This is a genomic window from Streptomyces sp. Z423-1, from assembly GCF_013009255.1.
GTDB classification, from domain to species: domain Bacteria; phylum Actinomycetota; class Actinomycetes; order Streptomycetales; family Streptomycetaceae; genus Streptomyces; species Streptomyces gossypiisoli.
Window position 1 is genome coordinate 411,233 of record NZ_CP053109.1, and the last position, 20,668, is coordinate 431,900.

The 20,668-nt window shown below is 71.9% G+C and carries 22 protein-coding genes; 14 read left to right on the forward strand and 8 right to left on the reverse strand.

Going from position 1 to position 20,668, the window contains the following annotated elements; genetic code table 11:
• Nucleotides 1-87 precede the first annotated feature (87 nt).
• Entirely contained in the window at nt 88-1,428 is a 1,341-nt protein-coding gene (locus HJD23_RS01920) for a hypothetical protein (RefSeq protein WP_171115102.1), read from the forward strand.
• Nucleotides 1,429-1,502: 74 nt separating this feature from the next.
• Here HJD23_RS01920 and HJD23_RS01925 read toward each other — a convergent pair whose 3' ends face one another.
• Nucleotides 1,503-2,297, reverse strand: a complete 795-nt coding sequence (locus tag HJD23_RS01925) for an SDR family oxidoreductase (RefSeq protein ID WP_171115100.1) — start codon at nt 2,295-2,297, stop codon at nt 1,503-1,505.
• Between the two features lie 182 nt (nt 2,298-2,479).
• On the opposite strand from HJD23_RS01925, the gene HJD23_RS01930 reads away from it, so the two are divergent.
• From HJD23_RS01930 to tgmB, 4 genes are all read left to right on the forward strand, one after another.
• Complete coding sequence (locus HJD23_RS01930) at nt 2,480-3,595, forward strand: hypothetical protein (protein ID WP_171115098.1); 1,116 nt, start codon at nt 2,480-2,482, stop codon at nt 3,593-3,595.
• 160 nt (nt 3,596-3,755) lie between these two features.
• Nucleotides 3,756-4,070, forward strand: a complete 315-nt coding sequence (locus HJD23_RS01935) for a YkvA family protein (RefSeq protein WP_171115097.1) — start codon at nt 3,756-3,758, stop codon at nt 4,068-4,070.
• Between the two features lie 314 nt (nt 4,071-4,384).
• The gene (tgmA, locus tag HJD23_RS01940) at nt 4,385-4,576 is read left to right on the forward strand and encodes a putative ATP-grasp-modified RiPP (RefSeq protein WP_141306568.1); all 192 of its coding nucleotides are present in this window, start codon (nt 4,385-4,387) and stop codon (nt 4,574-4,576) included.
• Nucleotides 4,577-4,590: 14 nt separating this feature from the next.
• A complete protein-coding gene (tgmB, locus tag HJD23_RS01945) occupies nt 4,591-5,574 on the forward strand; it encodes an ATP-grasp ribosomal peptide maturase (RefSeq protein ID WP_171115095.1) in 984 nt (327 codons plus the stop codon).
• 24 nt (nt 5,575-5,598) lie between these two features.
• Here tgmB and HJD23_RS01950 read toward each other — a convergent pair whose 3' ends face one another.
• The 3 genes from HJD23_RS01950 to HJD23_RS01960 all read right to left on the reverse strand — a co-directional run bounded on the left by HJD23_RS01950 (nt 5,599) and on the right by HJD23_RS01960 (nt 8,427).
• On the reverse strand, nt 5,599-5,841 hold the full coding sequence (locus tag HJD23_RS01950; protein ID WP_171115093.1) for a DUF5133 domain-containing protein: 243 nt from the start codon (nt 5,839-5,841) through the stop codon (nt 5,599-5,601).
• 135 nt (nt 5,842-5,976) lie between these two features.
• Nucleotides 5,977-7,746: an ABC transporter ATP-binding protein gene (locus HJD23_RS01955; protein ID WP_171115092.1), complete on the reverse strand. Its 1,770-nt coding sequence runs from the start codon at nt 7,744-7,746 to the stop codon at nt 5,977-5,979.
• Between the two features lie 141 nt (nt 7,747-7,887).
• Nucleotides 7,888-8,427 (reverse strand): hypothetical protein, encoded by a 540-nt coding sequence (locus HJD23_RS01960; RefSeq protein WP_171115090.1) that lies wholly within the window; start codon nt 8,425-8,427, stop codon nt 7,888-7,890.
• Nucleotides 8,428-8,635: 208 nt separating this feature from the next.
• Between HJD23_RS01960 and HJD23_RS01965 the strand changes: the two genes are divergently transcribed.
• Nucleotides 8,636-8,866 (forward strand): DUF397 domain-containing protein, encoded by a 231-nt coding sequence (locus HJD23_RS01965; RefSeq protein WP_171115088.1) that lies wholly within the window; start codon nt 8,636-8,638, stop codon nt 8,864-8,866.
• A 135-nt stretch (nt 8,867-9,001) separates the two neighbouring features.
• Entirely contained in the window at nt 9,002-9,922 is a 921-nt protein-coding gene (locus HJD23_RS01970) for a helix-turn-helix transcriptional regulator (protein ID WP_171115086.1), read from the forward strand.
• 29 nt (nt 9,923-9,951) lie between these two features.
• Here HJD23_RS01970 and HJD23_RS01975 read toward each other — a convergent pair whose 3' ends face one another.
• Nucleotides 9,952-10,776, reverse strand: coding sequence for an SAM-dependent methyltransferase (locus HJD23_RS01975; RefSeq protein ID WP_171115084.1), 825 nt, complete (start codon nt 10,774-10,776; stop codon nt 9,952-9,954).
• 286 nt (nt 10,777-11,062) lie between these two features.
• On the opposite strand from HJD23_RS01975, the gene HJD23_RS01980 reads away from it, so the two are divergent.
• Nucleotides 11,063-11,953 carry a Gfo/Idh/MocA family oxidoreductase gene (locus HJD23_RS01980; protein WP_171115082.1) on the forward strand — a complete coding sequence of 297 codons (891 nt, stop codon included), beginning with the start codon at nt 11,063-11,065 and terminating at the stop codon, nt 11,951-11,953.
• A gap of 119 nt (nt 11,954-12,072) precedes the next feature.
• Here the strand turns inward: HJD23_RS01980 and HJD23_RS01985 are convergent, their stop codons facing one another.
• Nucleotides 12,073-12,351, reverse strand: coding sequence for a GlsB/YeaQ/YmgE family stress response membrane protein (locus HJD23_RS01985; protein ID WP_171115080.1), 279 nt, complete (start codon nt 12,349-12,351; stop codon nt 12,073-12,075).
• A 308-nt stretch (nt 12,352-12,659) separates the two neighbouring features.
• On the opposite strand from HJD23_RS01985, the gene HJD23_RS01990 reads away from it, so the two are divergent.
• The 3 genes from HJD23_RS01990 (at nt 12,660) to sthA (ending at nt 15,637) form a co-directional block, all read left to right on the forward strand.
• A complete protein-coding gene (locus tag HJD23_RS01990; RefSeq protein ID WP_240980607.1) occupies nt 12,660-13,769 on the forward strand; it encodes a PP2C family protein-serine/threonine phosphatase in 1,110 nt (369 codons plus the stop codon).
• A gap of 129 nt (nt 13,770-13,898) precedes the next feature.
• Entirely contained in the window at nt 13,899-14,105 is a 207-nt protein-coding gene (locus tag HJD23_RS01995) for a hypothetical protein (protein ID WP_171115077.1), read from the forward strand.
• 128 nt (nt 14,106-14,233) lie between these two features.
• Nucleotides 14,234-15,637: a Si-specific NAD(P)(+) transhydrogenase gene (gene sthA, locus HJD23_RS02000; RefSeq protein ID WP_171115075.1), complete on the forward strand. Its 1,404-nt coding sequence runs from the start codon at nt 14,234-14,236 to the stop codon at nt 15,635-15,637.
• Between the two features lie 4 nt (nt 15,638-15,641).
• Here the strand turns inward: sthA and HJD23_RS02005 are convergent, their stop codons facing one another.
• A complete protein-coding gene (locus HJD23_RS02005) occupies nt 15,642-16,136 on the reverse strand; it encodes a DUF5709 domain-containing protein (protein WP_171115073.1) in 495 nt (164 codons plus the stop codon).
• 404 nt (nt 16,137-16,540) lie between these two features.
• On the opposite strand from HJD23_RS02005, the gene HJD23_RS02010 reads away from it, so the two are divergent.
• The 3 genes from HJD23_RS02010 to HJD23_RS02020 are packed head-to-tail and all read left to right on the forward strand — an operon-like array spanning nt 16,541 to nt 19,750.
• The gene (locus tag HJD23_RS02010) at nt 16,541-18,013 is read left to right on the forward strand and encodes an APC family permease (protein WP_171115071.1); all 1,473 of its coding nucleotides are present in this window, start codon (nt 16,541-16,543) and stop codon (nt 18,011-18,013) included.
• An 11-nt stretch (nt 18,014-18,024) separates the two neighbouring features.
• Entirely contained in the window at nt 18,025-18,978 is a 954-nt protein-coding gene (locus HJD23_RS02015; protein WP_171115070.1) for a hypothetical protein, read from the forward strand.
• Nucleotides 18,979-19,033: 55 nt separating this feature from the next.
• Nucleotides 19,034-19,750, forward strand: coding sequence for a peptidase E (locus HJD23_RS02020; protein ID WP_240980608.1), 717 nt, complete (start codon nt 19,034-19,036; stop codon nt 19,748-19,750).
• Between the two features lie 9 nt (nt 19,751-19,759).
• On the opposite strand, the gene prcB is transcribed toward HJD23_RS02020, so the two are convergent.
• Entirely contained in the window at nt 19,760-20,614 is an 855-nt protein-coding gene (gene prcB / locus HJD23_RS02025) for a proteasome subunit beta (RefSeq protein ID WP_171115065.1), read from the reverse strand.
• Between the last annotated feature and the right edge of the window lie 54 nt (nt 20,615-20,668).

Consider the following 20,668-nt stretch of genomic DNA (forward strand, 5'->3'; position numbering starts at 1 on the left):
GGAAAGGGCCGCGCAACCGATGACGAAATGCTGACGTCCGGGCGCCGGACCTGCTGACCGGGCCGGTGGCGGCCTAGCGTCCTGCGTGTGATCCGCTCCTCTCATCTCCGTGACCTCGCTGCCGCCCTGGCCGCCGTGCTGCTGTTCGTGGCGGCGGTGCTGGTCGGCCGCCACATCCAGAACACCGACGGCACGCTGTTTCTCAACTGGCCCCCGTTGTTCGCGTCCTGGGGCCCGCACGTGGGGCCCGGCACCCCGGCCGCCGTGGTGGTGGCGGTCGCGGTGGTGGTGTACGGGCCCGGGCTCGCCGCGCGGCTGCCGTGGCGCGCGCTGCTCGCCGTGTCCTGCGGCGCCGCGATGGCCTGGACGTGGTCCCTCGCCCTCATCGACGGCTGGCACCGGGGCATCGCGGCGCGGCTGACCACGCGGTACGAGTACCTCCAGGTCATCGACCGCTTCCACGACATTCCGACGGCCCTGCGGGACTTCACCGAGCACATCCTGATCCAGGGCCCCGAATACCACTGGCCCGCGCACGTCGCCGGTCACCCGCCGGGGGCCACCCTCACCTTCGTCCTGCTCGACCGGATCGGGCTGGGCGGCGGTGCCTGGGCGGGTGTCTGGTGCATCACCGTGGGGGCCACGGCGGTGGTGGCCGTGCTGGTGACGGTCCGGGCGCTGGCCGCGGAGGGGCTCGCGCGGCGGGCGGCGCCGTTTCTGGTGCTGGTGCCGGGCGCGGTGTGGATGGGGACGTCGGCCGACGGGTACTTCACGGCGGTCGCCGCCTGGGCCGTGGCGCTGTTCGCGCTCGCGGTGACGGGGCGACGGCCACGGGCGGCGGCGTTCGGGGCGGGGCTGCTCTACGGGCTGACCTGTTACCTGTCGTACGGGCTGACACTGATCGGGATCATCGGGCTGGGCGTGCTGGTCCTCGGGCGGAACCGGCGGGCGGTGCTGTTGCCGCTGGTGGCCGGGGTGATCGTGGTGCCGTTGGCGTTCACCCTCGCCGGGTTCAACTACTGGGAGGCGTACCACCTGCTGGTGGAGCGCTACAACCAAGGGGCCGGGGGTGTCCGGCCGTACTGGTACTGGGTGTGGGCGAATCCGGCGTGCACGGTGCTGGTGGTGGGGTTGGCGACGGTGGCGGGGCTGGTGCGCGGGGGTGGGGTGCTGCGGCGGCAGCGCAAGCAGGACGGCGTCCTGAGCACGCCGGAGCCTCGTCTCGTCGTCTTTCTCCTCGCCGCGCTCCTCGCCATCCTCGTCGCCGATCTGTCCGGGATGAGCAAGGCGGAGACGGAACGGATCTGGCTGCCGTTCGCCATCTGGCTGCCGGCCGCCGGCGCCTTCCTGCCCCGTCCCCGCGGCTGGCTCGCGGCACAGGCCGTGGTCGCGCTGCTCGTCAACCACCTGTTGTGGACGGGCTGGTGAGCGGCGGATCAAAACATCCAGGGCAGGATCAATACATCCAGGGCATCAATACATCCAGGGCACGATCGGGACATCTAGGGCAGGATCGAGTCCACGTATCCCCCGTCGACCCGCACGGCCGCGCCTGTCGTGGCGGACGCCAACGGCGAGCTCAGGTACACGACGAGGTTCGCGATCTCCTCGGGTTCGATCAGGCGCTGGAGCAGTGACTGCGGGCGGTGGTCGCGCATGAAGGCGCGCTGGGCCTCGTCCCAGGGCAGGTCGCGGTCGACCAGCTGGTAGACGAAGTCCTCGACGCCCTCGGTGTGGGTGGGGCCGGCGATGACGGAGTTCACGGTGACGCCGCTGCCCGCCGCCTCCTTCGCGAAGCCTCGGCTCACCGCGAGCAGCGCCGTCTTCGACATGCCGTAGTGGATCATCTCGGCCGGGATGGCCACCGCGGAGTCGCTCGCGATGTTCAGCACCCGGCCCCACCCCTGGTCGACCATCCGGGGCAGATACGCGCGGATGAGCCGGACGCCGGACAGGACGTTGATCTCGAAGTAGCGGCGCCACTCGTCGTCGCTGATGTCGAGAGCGGGGGTGGGGCCGAAGATGCCGAGGTTGTTGACCAGGATGTCGGCGTCGGGCAGGGCGTCCACGGCACGGGCGGCGCCCTCCTCGGTGCCCAGGTCGGCGGCGACGGGCACGAACAGGCCGTCCGGCACCTCGGCCCGCAGTTTCTCGACGCTCCTTTCGAGGCGTTCGGCGTCCCGTCCGTTGACGCCCACGCGGGCGCCGGCGCGGGCCAGGCCCACCGCGATCGCCGCTCCGATGCCCTGGGAGGAGCCTGTCACCAGCGCGGTTCGCCCGCCGAGGTTGACGTTCACAGGGGTCACTCCTTCTCCGGTTTCCGCCGTAGAGTCGGCCGATGTCCTCCTGCCCACCATCGCCGACCTCGCACGTGACCGCAGGCGGACCGCCTCCTCGCCGGGTGACCCCCGGATGATCCCGGACCGTCCGCGGCGACGATACTGGCAGCAGCACGTCGCCCCCGTTCACAGATGGACTCATGCCGACCTCCTCCTCCGTCCGCCCCATGACTCCCCCCACGGTGTGGCTGGCTCGCGGCCGCCATGCCGGGCCCGCCGCGGAAGACGTACTCCGGCGGCATGTGCAACAGCTCAAGGACAGCGGGGTGCTCCGCGACTGGCTGGAGCTGCCCGCGGCCGAGGACGCGCAGGAGCGGGTCTTCGAGGCGCGCTGGGAGACCGGCGAAGGGGTGGTCGTGCGGGCCAGGCTGTCGCTGGCGCACCACGGCCCGGCCGAGGGGCGGGAGTGGGTGCTGGCGGCGGAGGCGGAGGCGGCGTGGGATCCGCGGTGGCCGTCGCCCGCGACGATGTTCTGGCCGGACGATCCCGACGCGCCCTGGGACCACGAGGCGGAGACGGGTGCGGAGCTGCGCTTCCGCGACGTCAACCCGCTCCCGTCGGACGACAAGGAGCTGCGGCGCGTCCTGAGGGGTGCCGCGCGCAGCGGGTGGTCCGTCCACGTCGTCGTCCACGAGGCCATGACGCCCGACGCGCGCGGCCGCCTGCCGCTGGCCCGGCTGCTGCCGCCGGGACTGCGGCACCGGGTGGTGGAGCACCGGGCCGCCCCGCACCAGCTGCGGGCGGTGAACTGGGCGCTGCGGGACTCCGGGGTGCAGGTGCCGCGCGGTGGTGCCGTGGTGCTGCCGGGCGCCCCGGCGCCGGAGGGGTACGACGGTGACGCCTTCGCCGTCCGCAGTGTCTTCCTGGACGGCTCGGAACCGGCCGAGCTGATCGAGACGCTGAGCCGGTTCGCGGCCTCGGCGCGGCCGCTGCCCGACGGGGCCGAGGAGGTGCTGGCCGCGCTGCGGGAGGACTGGCATCTGCTGACGCTGGAGGAGGAGCTGGCGCGCGAGCGGGCGCTGGTGAAGATGTACGCCGAGGCGCTGGAGGCCATGACCAGGTCCCGGGACCTGTACCGGGAGGCCGCCGAACGCGCCCACGAGGCTCTGACCGCCTACCGCGAGTCGGCCGCCGCCCTCCCCGAGCCGCCCGTCCCCGAGCAGCCCCGGGACACGCCCACCGCGTCCCCGCTCCAGCAGCTGACCCGCACCCTGGAACGCCTCAAGGGCGGGAAGGGCCGCCGCCCGACGGATTAGCCCCGTTCCTCGCGTTCACGGGCGTCAGCCCAGGCACACCGGTACCGGGACGGGATATGCCGAGGGGCACAAACGCCGCAACAGAGGCAATACCGGAGCCATATCAGGGAATCCAAGAAGTGCACGCGCGTAGCGCGTACACCGGACCGAGGAGGGCCCGTTGGATTCCACCACAGCAGTGCTCGCCGTCGTCGCCGTGGTCGCGGCGCTCCTGCTCGCCGCGGCCGTGGGGCTGCTGGTACGGCTGATCCGGGCCCGGCGCGGACTGCGGCGGGCCGGGCTGCCGACCGGGCCACGCTGGGTGTTCTGGGGCGCCGTCCTGTATTTCGTACTGCCGACCGACCTGTTGCCCGATCCGGTGTACCTCGACGACGTCGGCGTACTCCTGCTCGCTCTGCGCACGCTGCGCGCCCCTCTTGCCGCACGGGCGCCCCGTACCCCCGCCGAGGTCGGCAGGCCCGGCGAACCCGTCTGACGTTTCCGGACGGATCCCCGCACTCCGCACCCTCACCCAGGGGTGCCGGCCCGAGCCACGCGCCCCGCGACCGCCCCGATGCGCCCCACCGCCGCTCCGTGCGCGCGGCTCTCGACCCAACGACCAGTCAACCGACCGACTCTGTCGGCCGTCTCAGGTTCAGAGCGGCCAACTCGCCCGCGATCACGGAGCGTAAGGAAACCAACCACCCGTTCGATTCGTATAAGTCCATGGAAGTCCCGGACAACGAGCGGGAGATGCCACCACACGGCAGGCCGACGGCCTGACCGGGGCAGCACCGAGAGGGAGAGACGATGCAACCGTTCGCGCTCAACTACGCACGCCCGGCAGCGGAGTTGGACGTCGCCACGCCGTACGCGTACGACCCCGGCCTGCAGTTGAACGTGCTGTTCGACGGGCGGATAGCCGCCACGGACCTCGCGCTGCTCAGAGAGCTGGCGACAACGACCTCCACCGCCGGCTCGAAGACGCACTTCGACGACTGAGCGGGGCCGTCGACATGACCGTACTGATCCTGACCAACGACGAGGACGTCACGGCGGACATGGTGGTGGTGCACCTGCACGCGTCCGGGGTTCCGGTGGTCCGCCTCGATCCCGCCGATCTGATCGGCGGTGCCGCCCTGTCGGGCGAGTATGTGCACGGTACGTTCCGCGGACACCTGTGGTCGGCGGGCCGGCTGGTGAGCATGGACGGACTGCGGTCCGTGTGGGTGCGCCGGCCGGGGGCTGCGGCCACCCGGGTGGCCGAGCCGTCCGCGTGGCTGACGGAGGAGTCCTCGCAGGCGCTGTACGGCATGCTGCGCAGCTCCGGCGCGCGCTGGATGAACCACCCGGACGCGGCCCGCCGGGCCCGGCACAAGCCGTGGCAGCTACGGCTGGCCCAGCGCTGCGGGCTGCCCGTTCCGGCCACGCTGATCACGACGTTCCCGCAGGCCGCGCGGGACTTCGCCGAGCGCTTCCCCGACCTGGTGGTCAAACCGGTCTCGGGGGCGCATCCGCAGGAACCGCCGAGGGCGGTACCGACCAGCCGGGTGGCACCGGACGCCGACTTCGCCGCGGTCGCCTTCGGGCCGACGCTGCTGCAGCGGCGTATCGCCAAGCGGGCCGACATCCGGCTCACCGTGGTCGGCGAGCGGCTGCTGGCCGCCCGCAAGCCGACCGCGCCCGACGCCGATCCCGAGGAGGTGGATGTCCGCTTCGTCCCGGACCGAACGCCGTGGCGGTGCACCGAGGTGCCGCCGCGGGTCGCCGAGGGGGTGCGGTCGTATCTGCGGGAGGCGGAACTGGCCTACGGCGCCTTCGACTTCGTCGAGGACGCCGACGGGACGTGGTGGTTCCTGGAGTGCAATCAGTCCGGTCAGTTCGGCTTCGTCGAGGCCGACACGGGCCAGCCGATCGCCCGGACCATCGCCGAGTGGCTGGCGAGACCCGCCGCCGAAAAGCAGCGGCGGGTCAATGGCACCACTACGACCGTGCCGTGACGGCCGTGCACCGCACGGCGCGGGTCAGACGGCCAGCGACAGTCCGCTCTCCTCGTCCGGGTCGGTGGGGCGCCCGCCCATCAGCAGGTCGTCCGCCTGGGTGATCGCGTCATGGATGCTGGTCGTGCCCATCATCACGCACAGTGTGTAAGTGACGTCCTCCAACTCCCGTGCAGTCGTCGACGTCTCACACTCCGCCTGGGCGATGCGCAGTGATGCGTACCGGGTCAGCAGCTTCCTGACGACCTTCGGGTCCGGAACAAGCACGGGGCGCCCCTCTCTCGACTTTTGCGCACCGTATGCCCGAATGGAGCCGGACCATTCACCTCCTTGGGCCCGGGACACCCAATTGACGCAATACCGTTGCCTACCGGGACAGTCCCGCCGCCCGCCGTTCACCTCTCAGGCCACCTGGCCGCTGTGCAGCGCCGCGTACGCTCCGCCCCGGCGCAGCAGCTCCTCGTGGCTGCCGATCTCCTGGATCCGGCCGTCCGCCATGACCACGATCCGGTCCGCGCCCCGCACAGTGGACAGCCGGTGCGCCACCACGAACGTGGTCCGTCCCCGCACCAGCCGGGCGAGGGCCTGCTGGACCAGGGCCTCGGAGCGGGTGTCCAGCGCCGAGGTCGCCTCGTCCAGGACGAGCACCTTGGGGTCGCGGATCAGGGCGCGGGCGATGGCCAGGCGCTGCCGCTGCCCGCCGGACAGCCGTGCCCCGCGCTCGCCGACCAGGGTGTCGAGCCCCTGCGGCAGCGCGTCGACGAACTCCAGCGCGTTGGCGTCGCGCAGTGCCGCCCGGACCGTCTCCTCGTCGGCGTCGTCCATGCCGTAGGCGACGTTCTCCCGGACCGTCCCGTCGAACAGGATCGACTCCTGCGGCACGACCGACACGAACCGCCGGTAGGTGCGCAGGTCGAGGGTGGTCATGTCGGTGCCGTCGAGCAGCAGCCGGCCCGAGGTGGGGCGGATGAAGCCGATGACGAGGTTGAGCACCGTGGACTTGCCCGCGCCCGACGCGCCGACCAGGGCGATGGTCTCGCCGGGGCGGACCGAGAGGGTGAAGTCGCGCACCGCCGCCCGGCCGCCGTCCTCGTAGGCGTGGCACACGTTCTGGAAGGTGACGTGCCCGCGCAGTTCGGTGAGCTCGGCCTTGCCCTCGTTGTCCTCCAGTTCGGGCGCCTGGAGCACCTCACCGACCGAGCGGACCGATTCGAGGCCCTTGGTGATGACCGGGGCGAGACCGGCGAGGGTCGTGGTGGAGTTGGTGAGGGTGGTCAGGAAGGCGCTGAGCATGACGACGTCGCCGGGGGTGACGCCCCAGACGTCGTAGTACGAGATCAGCGCGGCGCCGGCGAGGACGAGGACGCCGATCACGTTGAGGACCACCCAGGCGAGCGAGCCGAACCGGCCGTTGACCAGGTCGAGGCGCATCCCGGAGGTGAGCAGACGGCGCAGGGTGCCGTCCATGCGGTGCAGCGCCTTGCCCTCCAGGCCGTGCGCGCGGGTCACCGGGATGAGCCGGGTCATCTCCGTGACCCGGGACGACAGGGTCTCCACCTCGTGCCGGAAGTGCTCGTTGTGGGTGCGCAGCCGTGCCCTGAGCCGGGCCACGAGGAGTGCTGCGGCGGGGACGACGACGAGGAAGACGGGGAGGAACTCCGGGGTGCGGACGGCGATGATGATCAGTCCGCCGGTGAGGACGGTGATCGCGCCGAGTCCGTTCTCGGCGGTCTGCTGCACCATCTGCTCGACGGTCTCGACGTCGCGTACCACCTTGGCCTGCAGGACACCCGCGCTGACCCGGGAGTGGTAGCCGATCGACAGCTGCTGCATACGGGTGCACAGCGCGGAGCGCAGGGCGGTGCCCATGCGGCGCACGCTGCCGTAGAGGAGGCGGACGTAGAGGACGTGCAGGGGGTAGTTGATCACCAGGATGAACATGATGATCCCGGTGCTCGTCCAGAGCCTGCTGATCCGCCCGTGCTGGACGACGGTGTCGATGATGGACGCGGTGATCAGCGGCAGCAGCCAGATCGGGCTGTGCTTGACGGTGAAGACGCCGACGGCGGCGGCGAGCCGCCGGCGGTCGGCGTGGAACAGGTAGGCGAGGGTGCGTATCGGGTGTTCGCCCCGGTAGCGATGGTCGAGCGGTTGCTCCATCGACGACGCCATCCGCGGTGGTCCTCTCCGTTGGCCGAGTGGGTGCGGTGAGCGCAAGCACGCGAAAGCGCTTACTCCCCTCGTTCGGCCAGGGGTATACCAGGGCGCGGGTGGAATGCGGGGGGCGTCCGGAGCGTGAGACCCCGTTGAGGGCTATTCGCCGAGGGAACGGGCGAGTTCGGTGGACGCGTGGGCGATCTCCGCGTCCTCCTCGGCCATCAGCTGCGGGAGGGCGGCCCTGCGGGCATGGACGGCGCGGCGGGCGGCGCGCTCCCAGACCACGTGGTTCTCACGGTGGTTGAGCAGTTTGGGGTAGGCCGACGCGGTGTGCTCCCACTGGCGGGCGTCGGCGATGTTCTTGAGCAGTTGGATGATCCCGGCCCGGCAGGTCACCTGGGGAAGCTGGGCGAGCTCCCACAGGAACGGCACGGTCGCGGCCGTGGCCTGTTCCACCACGAAGCCGTACTGGCAGATGCGGTCCCGCAGTTCGCGCAGCGCGCCGCTCGCGGCCTCGGGGCCGCCCCACGCGACGGTGTTGAGCAGCAGGGGGATCGCGGCCGCGGATCCGGTCGAGTCCTGGATCTCCCGCCACGGCACCTCGCCCAGCGCCCGGAGCGGCGTCGCTGGGCCGCTCGGCCGCGTCTCACGGTCGGTGCGCTCGTTGCTCGGCTGCTGGGTCGAAGCGGTGCGCATGGCGTCGGGCCTTTCCGCGGCAGTCATGTCGGACGGGGAGACAGGTACGCCGACCTGCTCTTTCCCTGATGCAGCGTCATGATCGGGCGCCTTCCGAGGGGTTGACGCCAGGGCTATTATCCACGCCGTCAGCGCCCGCGTGCAATTACACGAGAAATTGCGCGAGAATCGGGTAGGGACTCAGCACCGTGAACTGAGGGAGGTCGCGATGCCAGTGATGCCGAACGGAGTGCGGGCGAGTGCGCTGGACGCCCGCTGGATCAAGAGCCGGCACAGCAACGCCGAGGGCAACTGCGTCGAGGTCGCATCGCTGGTGGACGGGGGCATCGCGCTGCGCAACTCCCGCGATCCGGACGGGCCGGCGCTCGTGTACACGGCGGCGGAGGTGGCGGCGTTCCTGGCCGGTGCCAAGGAGGGCGAGTTCGACCACCTGCTGTGAACGGCGCCCGCTGTGGACTCCGCGCGCAGCCGGCTCCGCCCACGGGCAACTCCGTCTGCGGTGAGCTCCGCCTGCTGCGGATCGGCGAAGTGCGGTAGCGTGATAGATACTTCTGCCGGTCCGCAGGGAGCCAGGATGTCCGCCGAGTCACAGCGCATCTCCCGCCTCCGACCCTATCTCGACCGGGCGGAGCCCGCCCCGACTCTGCTGAAGATGCTCGTCGGCGTGCAGTTGGCGGGCTTCCGGGAGGACGCCGGGTTCGCCCAGGACCAGGCGGCGCGCGCCCTGGGGTTCAGCCCGGCGAAGCTGTCGCGCATCGAGTCGGGCAAGGGGCGCAGGCCGCCGACCGAGGCCGATGTCCAGGCACTGCTGAAGCTGTACGGCGCGGACGAGTACGAGGCGTCGGTGCTGCTCCAACTGCTACGACGGGCCGGGGAGCCCGGCTGGTGGCAGCGGTACGACAAGCGGCTGATGCCCGAGTGGTTCGACCGGCTGGTGGGGTTGCAGGAGGCGGCCGCCTCGATCCGTACCTTCGAGATCCAGTACGTGCCCGGACTGCTCCAGACCCCGGACTACGCCCGGGCGGTCGTGGAACGCGGGCTGCCGATCGCCCCGCCGCACGAGGTACGGCGCCGGGTCGAACTGCGCGCCCGACGCACCGAGCTGCTGCTGCGGCCGGCCGCGCCCCAGTTGTGGGCGATCATCGACGAGTCCGTGCTGCTGCGGGTGCTGGGCAGCCGGGCGGTGATGCGCGAGCAGCTCGCGCATCTGACCGAGATGGCCCAGCGTCCCCATGTCAGCGTGCAGATCGTGCCGTTGGACGTGACCAACGCGTCTGCGCCGTCCATCCCGGTCACCTATCTCCGTTTCGACGGCCTCGATCTGCCGGACGTCGTCTATCTGGAGCACATCAGGAGCGCGAACTTCCTGGAGGACCGGGACGAGACGGAGGAGTACCGGATCGCCCTGGACCGGCTGGCGGACGAGGCGCTCACGCCGCGCGAGTCGCTGGCGCTGCTGCGGGAGACGATGGAGCGGCGGTACCCGGAGGGGTGACGTCCGGGACCCCGTCCACGGGGTCGTGACTACGAGAGGGGAATGCGGCCCACGCCACCGAACTCGATCCACTCGTGAGTGAGCTGACGGGGGGCCACCTCGTTGTCCGGCCGCCAGGTGGACACCTCCACGAGGCCCGGCTCGAGGACCTCCAGGCCCTCGAAGAGTTCGGCGACGTCCTTCTCCTGGCGAACGCGGCCCCAGTGTCCCTGCGTCACCTGGTCCATGAAGTTGGTGACGAAGTCACGGACCTCGGGGTCCTCGCTGACCAGCTGGCACATCACCAGGAAGCTGCCGGGGGCGAGCCGTTCGGCGACACGCCGGACCACGGCCTGCGGGCCGTCGGTGTCACTGTCCGGAATGCAGTGGAAGACCGAGTTGAACAGCACGGCGACCGGCTGGGAGAAGTCGATCAGGCGCTCGGTGTCGGGGTGCGAGAAGATCGCGTCCGTGGCCCGCATGTCGGCGTGGATGACGCAGGTGCGCTCGTCCTGCTCCAGCAGCGCGCGGCCGTGCACCAGCACCATGGGGTCGTTGTCGACGTAGACGACGTGCGCGGTGGGGTCGTGGAGCTGGGCGACCTGGTGGACGTTGTCCTGGGTGGGCAGGCCGGAGCCGTGGTCGAGGAACTGGCGGATGCCGTACTCGGCCGCGAGGGTCCGTACGACGCGCTGCAGGAACCGGCGGTTGTTCACGGCCAGTCGGCGGGTGCTGGGGACGACCTTGTCGAGCTCGTCGCAGGCCGCGCGGTCCGCGGCGTAGTTGTCCTTGCCGCCGAGGTAGTAGTCGTACATCCGGGCGGCCGTCGGGACGTTGGCGTCGATCTCCTTGGACAGCGGCTTGTCGGTGTTCATCGATCCCCCTGTTCGCGTCGAGCGCCAACTCGACTGGCCTGACAGGGAGTACATCCTAGGGACGCGGGGATGGCCGGTGCCAGTCCATGAGCGGAACCGGTGTGCTGCGGGCCACAGCGCAGCTCGGGCCCGCCGGAGCGGAACGCCGGGGACGACACGCCCGCGCTCCTGCCCCGCCCCGCGTCAGCACGCGGTACCCCTTTCCCCCATCCGTGTGACACGCTCACCTCGACCGGCCCCATCCGCGCTGGTCCTCGCAAGGTTCCGCACGTGGGAGAGGCGACGCATGCGTATCGGACTGCTCGGCACCGGCCCCTGGGCGCAGATGGTGCACGCCCCCGTCCTCAGCGGGCACGACGGGCTGGACTTCGTCGGTGTGTGGGGGCGCCGTCCGGCCGCCGCCAAGGAGCTGGCGGACCTTCATGGCACGCGCGCCTACGACGACGTGGACGCCCTGCTCGGAGACGTCGACGCGGTGGCGGTCGCACTGCCACCGGCGGTGCAGGCGGACCTCGCGGTGCGGGCCGCGCGGGCGGAGTGCCATCTGCTGCTCGACAAGCCCCTCGCCCCGACGGTCGCCGAAGGGCAGGCCGTGGCCGAGGCCGCGCGCCGGTCAGGTGTCGCCTCGGTCGTCTTCTTCACCGCCCGCTTCCAGACCGGTCCCGAGGCCTGGATCAGCGAGCAGGCGGGCAGCGACGGCTGGTTCGTCGGGCGCGCCCAGTGGCTGGGCGCGGTGTTCACCAGCGGCGAGAGCCCGTTCGCCGCCTCACCGTGGCGGCGGGAGAAGGGCGCCCTGTGGGACGTGGGCCCGCACGCCCTGTCCGTGCTGCTGCCGGTGCTCGGGGACGTGACCGGCGTGCCGGCCGCGGCGCACGGTCCGCAGGACACCGTGCACGCCGTCCTCGACCATGTCACCGGCGCCTCCAGCACCCTGACCCTCAGCCTCACCGCCCCGCCCGCGGCGGCGGGCGCCACCGTCGAACTGAGGGGCGCGAGCGGAGTGACGTCGCTGCCGGAAACCTCCGAAGGCGCGCTGCCCGCCTTCTCCCGGGCGGCCGACGCGCTGCTCACCGCCGCCCGCACCGGCCGCCCGCACGCGTGCGACGCGGCCTTCGGGCTGCGGGTCACCGAGATCCTGGCGGCGGTGCAGGACGTGCTCGACCGGCCCGTCGACTGAGCCACCGGGCCGCCGAGCCGCGCCCGGCGTGATCGTGCGGGGGCACGGAACGGACGTCCGTTCCGTGCCCCCGCACCGAGGGCCCCCGGGCCGCGGCCCGCTCTGCTCGGGGTCATGGCTCAGGCGTGCCGGTGCGAGCGCCGGCCGCCGGTGAAGGCCCGGTACAGCAGGAGCAGGATGAGCGAGCCGACGATCGCGGCGACCCACGTCGACAGGTCGAAGAACCCGTCGATCGAGTCGACCCCGAAGATGACCTTGCCCAGCCAGCCGCCGAGCAGAGCACCGGCGACACCGATCAGCATCGTGATGATGATCCCGCCCGGGTCCCTGCCCGGCAGCAGCAGCTTGGCGATGGCACCGGCCAGCAGCCCGATCAGGATCCAGGCGATGATGCTCACGTCTCCTCCACCATCCGTCGGAACTGTGTTCCCTACCGGATGCGCCGAGAAGCCGTTGTCAAACCAGAAACCGGACGACTCCTGCGCTCGCTGTCAGCCGTCGATCCAGCGGCACCCGGCGCCGGATCTCGTAGTTGGCGAGTTCACGGGCGAACAGGTCCTGCACGGCGGAGAAGGCCGGTCCCGCGGTGACTCTCCCGGACAGCCACGGGAAGTCGGAGTCGTCGACGACGATTTCACCGGCATGGCATCCGGCACCGGCATCCCGGCCCCGGTGCGCGGTGCCCGGCCCGGCGTAGCGTGGTGGTGTGGATACGGCGCACGTCCTGTCACCGCTCCGGCACCTGGACCGGCGGGGCTGGCTTCGGGGCGCGCCGCCGCCGCGCTGGGTGCGGGTGCTGCCGGTCGCCCTGATCGCGGGCGTGGCCGTCGCCACGGCGCTCAGCCACGATCCGCTCGACATCGGCTTCCTGCTGGGCGCCATCCCGCCGCTCGCCGTCCTGTCGTACGGGCCGCTGGCGACGGCGATCCTCGGCGCGGCGACGGTCACGCTGCTGCACATCCCGGCGCTCCAGCTGAACCGGCCCGGCGACACCGACCTGTGGACGCTCAGCTTCGTCGCCGCCCTGAGCGTGTTCGTGTCCTTCGTCCGCAGTCACCGCGACGCCCAGCTCGACCTGGAGCGCACCATCGCCGAGGCCGCGCAGCGGGCCCTGCTGCCGCCGCTGCCCGAAGCGGTCGGTCCGGTGCGCTGCCGGGGCCTGTACCGGGCGGCGCAGCGCGGGGCGCTGGTCGGCGGCGACTTCTACGACGTGCGCGACAGCCCCTACGGGGTGCGCGCGGTGCTGGGCGACGTCCAGGGGCACGGTCTGGCGGCCATCGGCACGGTGGCCTCGCTGCTGGGCGCCTTCCGGGAGGCGGTGCTCGACCAGCCGGACCTGGAAGCAGTGGCCGACCGGCTGGACCGTCGGCTGACGGTGGACTCGGCGGAGGCCCGGCACGCCGATCTGTTCGCGACCGCCGTGCTGCTGGAGTTCGCCCGCGACGTGCGTTCCGTCCGGGTGCTGACCTGCGGGCATCCGCCGCCGGTGCTGCTGCGCGCGAGGACGGCCACGGACATCGGGGTCGAGGCGTGCACGCCGCTGGGGCTGGGCCTCGCCGACCCCACCCCGCACCGGGGGGTCACCGTGCGGCTGGAGCCGGGCGACCGGCTCTTCCTGGCCTCGGACGGAGTCCTGGAGGCCCGTGACCCGGCCGGCGCGTTCTACCCGCTGACCCAGCGGCTGGCGCTCCTGACCGGGGACGACCGCGCCGCCCTGCCCGACCTCGTGTGGGAGGACCTGCTCCGGCACACCCGGAGCCTCCACGACGACGTCACGATGCTCGTCCTCGCACCTCGGCCGCCGGAGGGGCCCTGATTCCCTCCGGCGAAGGCCGGGTGCGGAGCCTTCCGGATGCAGGGTGTGCTCCGGCGTTGAATGGTGTAAGTGGACCCGATGACCGCACCGGGTCCACAGCGGAACCCCCGGACCGGAGGAGCAGAGATCATGTCTACGCCACAGCCCGACGCGTCCCGCAGGCCCGCGGACCGCGTCACCCCGGACGCCCTGCTCCACACCCGCACCGGCACGGACGTGTCGCCGGAGGACGTGGTGCTTGCCTCGGGCAAGGACCTCACGCCGAAGAACCTGGAGTGGGCGCGGCGCAAGCTGGCACAGGAGGGCGACGCCGCGCTCGACAAGCTGCTGCCGTAGCCCGGCGCAGGTGAGCGCCCGCAGGTCCAGCTCCGCCATGGCCCGCGGGAGTTGACCCGCGCCACGTCGAGGTTCTGCCACGGCTTCGCCCTTACGGAGAGGCCGTTCGGGCTGTCACACTTCCGAGGGTGCCCGACTTCGACATGCTCGTCCTCGGATCCGGCCCCGGTGGCCAGAAGGCCGCCATCGCCGCGGCCAAGCTGGGCCGCCGGGTCGCCGTCGTCGACCGCCCCGACATGGTCGGCGGGGTCTCCATCCACACCGGCACCATCCCCTCCAAGACGTTGCGCGAGGCGGTGCTCTACCTCACCGGTCTCACCCAGCGCGACCTGTACGGGCAGAGCTACCGCCTGAAGGAGGACATCACCGTCGCCGACCTGATCGCGCGCACCCAGCACGTGGTCGGCCGCGAGGTGGACGTCATCCGCAACCAGCTGTCCCGCAACCACGTCGCCCTGTTCCCCGGCACGGGCCGTTTCGTCGACCCGCACACCGTCGCCCTCCATGAGGTCGGCGGCAGGGAGCGGCTGATCAGCGCCGAGCACATCGTGATCGCCACCGGCACCCGGCCCGCCCGGCCGGACAGCGTGGAGTTCGACGGCCGCACGATCATGGACTCGGACAACGTCCTGGCCCTCGAACGCGTCCCGCGCTCCATGGTCATCGTGGGTGCGGGGGTGATCGGTATGGAGTACGCGAGCATGTTCGCCGCCCTCGGCAGCAAGGTGACGGTGGTCGAGAAGCGGGCCGGGATGCTCGACATGTGCGATGTCGAGGTCGTCGAGTCGCTCAAGTACCACCTGCGGGACCTCGCGGTGACGTTCCGGTTCGGGGAGACCGTCGCCGCGGTCGAGCGGCATCCCCGCGGTGCCCTGACCGTGCTGGAGAGCGGCAAGAAGATCCCGGCGGACGCGGTGATGTACTCGGCGGGCCGGCAGGGCCTCACGGACGGCCTCGACCTCGGCAGGGCGGGCCTGGCCGCCGACGCGCGCGGCCGGATCGAGGTCGACGAGCACTACCGCACGCAGGTGCCGCACATCTACGCCGTCGGCGACGTCATCGGCTATCCGGCGCTGGCGGCGACCTCGATGGAGCAGGGGCGGGCTGCGGCGTACCACGCCTTCGGGGAGCCGGTGGGGCGGACGCACAACCTCCAGCCGATCGGCATCTACACGATCCCGGAGATCAGCTTCGTGGGGCGTACGGAGGACCAGCTCACCGAGGAGCGGGTGCCGTTCGAGGTCGGTGTCTCCCGCTACCGTGAGCTGGCCCGGGGGCAGATCATCGGGGACTCGCACGGCGTGCTGAAGCTGCTGGTCTCGCCCGAGGACCGCACGCTGCTCGGCGTGCACTGCTTCGGCACGGGGGCGACCGAGCTGATCCACATCGGCCAGTCCGTGATGGGGTGCGGCGGCACGGTCGACTACCTGGTCAATGCAGTGTTCAACTATCCGACGCTGGCGGAGTCCTACAAGGTGGCCGCCCTGGACGCCACGAACAGGCTCCGCCAGATCGACCGCATCGCCGACTGACCGGTCAGGTCGTGTCCTCGTCCACGACGTGTACGGCCGCCTCCTCGGCGCCCGCGGCCCCCGCGTCGACGCCCTTGTCCTGCGCGACCGCCTCCTTCGTCGTGTCCGGGTGCGCCCCCTCGTCCGGGGCCACCAGACGCCCGGCGCGCTCGGTGCCCGCCTCGGGGTCGACCGGCTCGCCCGCGCCGCCGGGCAGGTCACCGATGTCGTCCCCGGCGGCTTCCTCCACGTCGGGCCGCTCCTGGGCGAGGCGCTGGTCGAGGGTCTCGCCGGTGTGCTGTTCGGCGGCCGTGGTGCCGTGCTTGCTGACGCCGAGGGGCTTCTCCGGCGGCGAGTACCCCTCGTCCAGGGTGTCGTCGTACGTGCGCTCGTCGACGGCGTCCTGCAGGTCGAGGGGCGCGGCGTCCTCCTGCTCCTCGTTGGTCCCGGTGGGCTGGTAGGCGTCGTCGGCCATCGCGTCGTCCGCCCCCGGTTCGGGGCGCGTCCCTTCGCTGCCCATGGCTGCCTCCCTGTCGCGCTGCGCCGGCTCGTCGGTCTCGGCGTGGGTCCCCGTCCGCGTATCCCGTCGGGCGCACTCCATTCGCCCTTCCCTCGGGCCGGACCGCGCAGGTTCCGCTTCGCGGGCGACAAGGTCCGTGACCGGCATGGGAGTTGGCCATGCGGCAGTCCGCGAGTTTTCCACAGAGGTCAATCTTGCAAGGCCGACGCGCGGGGCTATCATCACTCGCACACACGGTGTGACCGTCCGACAACGGGGCGGTCACCGCCGCCCACCACCCTCCGCTTTTCCGCCGCCCCGGCCCGAGGCCATCCCTCGTCGGCCGCAGGCGGGTGCACCCCCCACACTCCTTACGCCGTCAGGGCGTTCGCCCTCGCGTCGTGCAAGTCGAAAGCAGCGCAGGCATGAGCAAGAGCACGGGCAGAGGGTTGCAGGCAGGCGTCCTCAGTACGTTCGACACCGTGGTGATGGCGGTCGCGGGCAGCGCTCCCGCGTACTCGCTGGCCGCGACCACGGCCGTTCTGTTCGGGGCGGTGGGGCTGGCGGGCCCGGCGGCGCTGCTGTACTGCGCGATCCCCATGCTGGGCATCGCGCTGGCGTTCAGCTATCTCAGCCGTATCGACGTGAACGCGGGCGCCAGTTACTCCTGGGTGGGCCGTACGCTCCATCCGTTCCTGGGGTTCATCAGCGGCTGGGCGCTGGTGGTGTCGGCGACGATCTTCATGGTGGCCGGTTCGCTGCCCGCCGGGTCGATGACGCTGGCGTTGTTCGACGAGGACCTCGCGGACAACACCGCGCTCGCCTCGGTGGTCGGGGCGGGGTGGTTCCTGCTGATGCTGCTGGTGGTGCTGGGCGGTGCCCGACTGACCGTGCGCGCGCAGCTGCTGATGTCGGGTGGGGAGCTGGTCATCCTGGCCGTCTTCGCGGTGCTGGCACTGCTGCACTCGGACAACGCCCGCACGTTCGACTGGTCCTGGCTCGGATTCGGCCACTTCGACGGCCTGTCGGGCTTCGCGTCAGGGGCGCTGGTCGCGGCGTTCTACTACTGGGGCTGGGACGTCGCCTGCAACCTCAGCGAGGAGACCCGCAACAGCCGCCGCACCACGGGCCTCGCCGGACTCATCGGCGTCGGCATCGTCTTCCTGCTGTTCATGGTGTTCACCATCGCGGTGAACATCGTGCTGTCCACCCGGCAGATCGAGGAGAACGGCGCCGACGTGCTGGCCGTGCTCGGCGACGAGATCTGGCCGGGCTGGGGCGGCAAGCTGATCGTCGCGGCGGTGATGCTGTCCACCATCGCCACGCTGGAGACGACGCTGATCCAGGTCACGCGGTCGCTGTTCGCGATGGGCCGGGACCGTACGATGCCCTCCGCGCTGGGCCGGGTGCACCGCCGGTGGAACACGCCGTGGGTGGCGATCGCGGTGGTCGGCGCGGTGGCGCTGGCGATGTTCGTCGCCGCCAACGCGCTGGGCTCGGTGGGCGACATCCTCGCCGAGGCCATTTCGGCGATCGGTCTGCAGATCGCCGTGTACTACGGCCTGGCGGGCCTCGCCGCGGTCGTCGCCTACCGGGGGATGCTGCTCCGCTCGCCCGTGCACTTCGTGCTCGGCGGGGTGTGGCCGTTGCTCGGCTCGCTGTTCATGTTCTGGGTCTTCGTGGAGTCCCTGGGCGAGTTGAGCGCGACGGCGGTCGCGATCGGCGTCGGCGGGCTCGCCGTGGGTCTGGTTCCGATGCTCTGGTACTGGCACCGGGGCAGCGACTACTACCGCCCGGACAAGCTGGACGCGACCCGCGCCATCCTGCCGGACTACCCACCCGGCGGCCACGCGGCCGCGGGCTCCCGCAGCCACGAGGGTCTCTCCACCGACTTCTGAAAGAGACCCCGATGGCGCGCGACCGTTTCGTCCCCGACCTCGACCCCGACTGCGGGGACGCGGAGCTCACCGCGGCCCGCCACGACATCGTCATCGGCCGCTGGCAGGGGCTGCGCGAACTGCTGCGGTCCACCGGCCCCGACTGGCCCCTGCGGGGGCACCGGGTGCGGCTGCTCGCGCAGGCCTGCGCGGGCAGTTCGGCGGTGGAGTCCTGGCTGGCCGCCACGCCGTACAGCGCCGACGCGCTGGTGCTGTGGGCCGCGACCGAGACGGCCCGGGCGTTCAACCTGGCCATCGCGGCCGGGCGGGGCGTGCCGATCGAGCAGGAGCGCATCGACGGCACGGTCCTGGCGTGCATGCGCGCCGCGGAGGCGTATCCGGCGGACCCGACGCCGTGGATCTCGCTGATCTCCGTGGCCCGCCTGTATCCGCAGGGGGTGCGCAGGCGCGAACTGGCCCGCTGGTGGGACGAGTTGCACCAGCGGGACCCGTACAGCATGGAGGGCCACCTCCAGGTCCTGCACTACTACTCCGCCCGCTGGCACGGCACCCACGGCCTGATGTACGACTTCGCCCGCGACGCCGCCGGAGTGGCCCCGCCCGGCTGCGCGCTGCCGGTGCTGGTGCAGTACGCCCGCGTCGAGGAGTTCCGCTACGTCCTGGACGCCGCCCGCGGCCACCACTCCGCCGTCCGTCTCGGCCAGCACTGGGACCACGACGGCGCCGTCAGCGACGTACGCCGCACCTGGCAGCGCTGGATCCAGGAGCGCCCGGACGCCCCGGTCACCCCGGTCGAACTGCGCGACCTCAACTACCTGGCCCACGCCGCCTGCCACGCCGGCGCCTCCGCCATCGCCACCGAACTCCTCCGGCTGCTCGGCCGCCGGTACACCCGGACTCCCTGGTCCTACACCGGAGACCCGGCGAAGGAGATCACCAAGTGGCGGGGACAGCTGAGGGTGTGAACATGGGGAGACCGGCCGGCCCGACGTTCCCGCCCCGCTCCCAGGAGGCATGCCCGTGACCGCCGCTCCCCCACGTCGTCTGGCCCTGCTCGGCGGAGGCTTCTCCACCGACGAGGACGGACTGCTGGACGACTGGCTGCTCGGCCAGGCGCGCGCGTCCAGGCCGAAGGTGTGCTTCGTCCCCACCGCCAGCGGCGACGCGCCCGGCTACATCGAGCGGTTCCTGGACGCGTTCGGGTCCCGGCGGTGCGAGCCGTCCGTCCTGCCGCTGTTCCGGCGGGAGGTGGACGACGCCACGCTGCGGTCCTTCCTGCTCGCGCAGGACGTGGTGTACGTCGGCGGCGGCAACACCGCGAACCTGCTCGCCGTCTGGCGCACGCACGGCGTCGACCGGCTGCTCGCCGAGGCCTACGACCGCGGGACCCTGCTGTGCGGGATCAGCGCGGGCGCCAACTGCTGGGCGGAGGGCTCCCACACCGATTCCTTCGGCCCGCTCACCTTCCTGCCGGACGGCCTGGGCCTGCTCCCCGGCTCGGTCTGCCCGCACTACGACAGTGAGCCCGGCCGCCGCCCCTCGTACCGGGAGGCCGTGGCGACCGGCCGGCTGCCCGCCGGGTGGGCCCTGGACGACGGGGCGGGGGCGCTGTTCACGGAGGGGGAACTGGCGGAGGTGGTGACTCGCGCGCCGGGCGCGGGGCTGTACCGGGTCGAGCCGGACGGTCGCGGCGAGGCGGTGGAGCGGGCCGTGGCGGCACGGCCACTGGCTGCCTGAACGCCGCTGTCACGGTGCCGCGTTCGGCCCGTCGGGGCGGGTGCGGCGTTGTTCGACCATCTCGTGGGTGAGTTCCTCCGTCTCCTGGGCGGGCAGGCGTTCGAAGCCGTCCTCGGTGATGACGGAGACGAGCGGGAAGATGCGGCGGTTGATGTCCGGGCCGCCGGTCGCGGAGTCGTCGTCGGCCGCGTCGTACAGGGCCTGGAGGGCGGCCAGGGCGGCCTCACGCCGGGACATGCCCGGGCGGAACAGCTTCTTCAACGCGCCCCGTGCGTACGGCGAGCCGGAGCCCTCGGCGTGGAAGTCCGGCTTCTCGTAGGCGCCGCCGGCGACGTCGAAGCCGAAGATGCGGCCCCGCGCGCCCCCGGCGGCCTTGACGTCGTAACCGGCCAGGAGCGGCACGACGGCAAGGCCCTGCATGGCCTGGCCGAGGTTCTGCCGGATCATGCCGGCCAGCCGGGTCGCCTTCGCGCCGAAGGTCATCGGGGTGCCCTCGACCTTCTCGAAGTGCGTCAGCTCGACCTGGTACAGCTTCACCATGTCCACGGCGAGCCCGACGCTGCCGGCGAAGGCGACGGCGGTGTGGTCGTCTGCGGGGTGCACCTTCTCCAGTTCGCGCTGGGAGATGAGGTTGCCCATGGTGGCCCTGCGGTCCCCGGCGATCAGCACGCCGTCGCGGTAGCCGAGCGCCAGCACGGTGGTGCCGTGCGGGAACCGGTCGTCCGCCACGCGGACGCCGTCGGGGAAGGGGCGGCGCATGGGCAGCAGCTCCGGGCGGTACGCCGCGAGGAACTCCGTGAAGGACGAGCTGCCGGGGACGCAGAACTCGTCCCCCAGTCGTCCGGCGCTCTCGTGTCCCGTCATGCCACTCCCCCTCGACCGAGCCGACAACCGGAGTCCTACCTGAGCCGGGCGCCG

Bases quoted from the DNA above. Each gene is read 5' to 3' on its own strand.
- HJD23_RS01930 (WP_171115098.1), top strand. From the start codon at position 2,480: ATGCCGACCTCCTCCTCCGTCCGCCCCATGACTCCCCCCACGGTGTGG.
- tgmA (WP_141306568.1), top strand. From the start codon at position 4,385: ATGCAACCGTTCGCGCTCAACTACGCACGCCCGGCAGCGGAGTTGGAC.
- tgmB (WP_171115095.1), top strand. From the start codon at position 4,591: ATGACCGTACTGATCCTGACCAACGACGAGGACGTCACGGCGGACATG.
- HJD23_RS01955 (WP_171115092.1), bottom strand. From the start codon at position 7,746: ATGGCGTCGTCGATGGAGCAACCGCTCGACCATCGCTACCGGGGCGAA.
- HJD23_RS01960 (WP_171115090.1), bottom strand. From the start codon at position 8,427: ATGCGCACCGCTTCGACCCAGCAGCCGAGCAACGAGCGCACCGACCGT.
- HJD23_RS01965 (WP_171115088.1), top strand. From the start codon at position 8,636: ATGCCAGTGATGCCGAACGGAGTGCGGGCGAGTGCGCTGGACGCCCGC.
- HJD23_RS01970 (WP_171115086.1), top strand. From the start codon at position 9,002: ATGTCCGCCGAGTCACAGCGCATCTCCCGCCTCCGACCCTATCTCGAC.
- HJD23_RS01975 (WP_171115084.1), bottom strand. From the start codon at position 10,776: ATGAACACCGACAAGCCGCTGTCCAAGGAGATCGACGCCAACGTCCCG.
- HJD23_RS01980 (WP_171115082.1), top strand. From the start codon at position 11,063: ATGCGTATCGGACTGCTCGGCACCGGCCCCTGGGCGCAGATGGTGCAC.
- HJD23_RS01995 (WP_171115077.1), top strand. From the start codon at position 13,899: ATGTCTACGCCACAGCCCGACGCGTCCCGCAGGCCCGCGGACCGCGTC.
- HJD23_RS02005 (WP_171115073.1), bottom strand. From the start codon at position 16,136: ATGGGCAGCGAAGGGACGCGCCCCGAACCGGGGGCGGACGACGCGATG.
- HJD23_RS02010 (WP_171115071.1), top strand. From the start codon at position 16,541: ATGAGCAAGAGCACGGGCAGAGGGTTGCAGGCAGGCGTCCTCAGTACG.
- HJD23_RS02015 (WP_171115070.1), top strand. From the start codon at position 18,025: ATGGCGCGCGACCGTTTCGTCCCCGACCTCGACCCCGACTGCGGGGAC.
- prcB (WP_171115065.1), bottom strand. From the start codon at position 20,614: ATGACGGGACACGAGAGCGCCGGACGACTGGGGGACGAGTTCTGCGTC.